2 protein-coding genes are annotated in these 2,078 nt (G+C 75.7%); both read right to left on the bottom strand.

What is annotated here, in order from left to right; genetic code table 11:
• The coding region (gene bioD, locus VR44_RS39205; RefSeq protein WP_045952466.1) for a dethiobiotin synthase at positions 1-596 on the bottom strand (596 nt) is incomplete at its 3' end.
• 1 nt (position 597) lies between these two features.
• Complete coding sequence (locus VR44_RS39200) at positions 598-1,932, bottom strand: adenosylmethionine--8-amino-7-oxononanoate transaminase (protein ID WP_045952465.1); 1,335 nt, start codon at positions 1,930-1,932, stop codon at positions 598-600.
• Between the last annotated feature and the right edge of the window lie 146 nt (positions 1,933-2,078).

Below are 2,078 nucleotides of genomic sequence, written 5' to 3'. Positions count from 1 at the left end.
GCGCCCAGCAGGGGCAGGGCGGAGACCTTCGGAAGGTCGGCCAGGTTGCAGCGCGAGGCCAGGTCGGGGGAGGCCGGCCAGCTGCCGACGACGACACCCAGACCGCGCAGCCCCCGCGCGGTCAGGGCCTCCGCCGTCAGCGCGGCGGAGTTGAGGGTGCCCAGCCCCGCCGGGGCCACCACCAGCACCGGCGCCGCCAGCAGCCGCGCCGCGTCGGCCAGGGTGTGGCCCTCCTCGTCGAAGCGGACCAGCAGCCCGCCCGCACCCTCCACCAGCACCAGGTCGTGCGACCGGGCCAGCCCGTCGGCCGCCTCCGCGATCCGCTCCGGGGCCACCGCCGCCAGACCGGAACGCCGCGCGGCGGTGTCCGGGGCCAGCGGCTCGGGGTAGCGGGCGAGCTCCAGGGCGGTGACGGCCGGACCGGCGAGGCGTACGGCCTCGGCCGCGTCCCCCGGCTCCTGCGGACCCACCCCGGTCTGCGCGGGCTTGAGCACCGCCACCGAGCGCCCGGCGGCCACCGCGGCCGCCGCGATGGCCGAGGTGACCACCGTCTTGCCGATTTCCGTGCCCGTACCGGACACGACGATCACGGACATCTCAACCCTCCCGGGCCGCGGCGACGGCCGCGCGGCAGATACGGGCGACATCGGCGTCACCGGTGACGAACGGGGGCATCGTGTAGATCAGGTCGCGGAAGGGGCGCAGCCACACTCCCTCCCGGACCGCGGCCCGGGTCGCGGCCCAGACGTCGACCGGGTGGTCGAGCTGGATCACGCCGATCGCGCCCAGCACCCGTACGTCCTTGACCCCCGGCTGCCCGGAGGCCTCCGCGAGACCCGAACGCAGTCCCGCCTCGATCCGCGCGACCTCGCCCGCCCAGTCCTGGCCGAGCAGCAGGTCGACGGAGGCCAGGGCCACGGCGGCCGCGAGCGGGTTGCCCATGAAGGTCGGCCCGTGGGCGAGGACGGGGACCTCGCCCTGCGAGATGCCGTCCGCCACCCGCTCCGTGCACAGCGTGGCGGCCAGGGTGAGGTAGCCGCCGGTCAGGGACTTGCCCAGGCACATGACGTCCGGGGTGATGCCGGCGTGGTCGGCGGCGAAGAGCGCGCCCGTGCGGCCGAAGCCCGTCGCGATCTCGTCCAGGATCAGCAGGACCCCGTATTCGTCGCACAGCTCGCGCAGCACCCGCAGGTAGCCCGGGTGGTGGAAGCGCATGCCGCCCGCGCCCTGCACCACCGGCTCCACGATCACCGCGGCCAGTTCGTCGGCGTGCGCGGCGACGAGCGAGCGCAGGTGGTCCGCGTACGCGGGGTCCACGGGGGTGTCGAAGTCCCCCGGCGGGGCCCCGGCGAAGACCTGCCGGGGCAGGTGGCCCTGCCACAGCTCGTGCATGCCGCCCTCGGGGTCGCACACGGCCATCGGCTGCCAGGTGTCGCCGTGGTAGCCGCCGCGCCAGGTCAGCAGCCGGGTCTTGCCGGTGCGGCCCAGCGAACGCCAGTACTGCAGGCACATCTTGACGGCGACCTCGACGGCCACCGACCCGGAGTCGGAGAGGAAGACGTGCTCCAGCCCGGGCGGGGTGATCTCCACCAGCCGGGCGGCCAGCCGGACGGCGGGCTCGTGGGTGAGCCCGCCGAACATCACGTGCGACATCCGGCCCAGCTGCGAGGTCGCGGCCTCGTTCAGCACCGGGTGGTTGTAGCCGTGGATCGCCGACCACCACGAGGACATGCCGTCGACCAGCTCCTCCCGCCCCTGGGCGGGGGAGGCGAGCCGCAGCCGGACCCCCGAGGCGGAGGAGACCACGAGGGTCTCCTGCCGCCCGGGCATGGGACCGTACGGGTGCCAGACGTGCTGCCGGTCCAGGGCGAGCAGGCCCGCCGTTTCCGACGCGGGGTCGAGCGGGTCGTGCAGCGGGAACTGGTCACGCATTGGGGGCGATGTCCGTCCCCGCGCCGCGGCGGCGCACCGCCACCAGGTCCGGCCGCACCTCGCCCGGCTCGGCCTGGGCCGGTGCCGGCTCGGGGCTCTCCTCGGCGTGGGCGTGCCCGGAGCAGCCGCCGCAGGCCGAACCGCAG

The sequence above is a fragment of the Streptomyces katrae genome (genome assembly GCF_000966975.1).
Classification (GTDB): Bacteria; Actinomycetota; Actinomycetes; order Streptomycetales; family Streptomycetaceae; genus Streptomyces; species Streptomyces katrae.
Note: the sequence above shows the minus strand (reverse complement) of the source record. Positions and strands in the feature narration are given on the sequence as shown.

Excerpts from the sequence above, each read along its gene's own strand:
- VR44_RS39200 (WP_045952465.1), bottom strand. The coding sequence starts at position 1,932 with ATGCGTGACCAGTTCCCGCTGCACGACCCGCTCGACCCCGCGTCGGAA.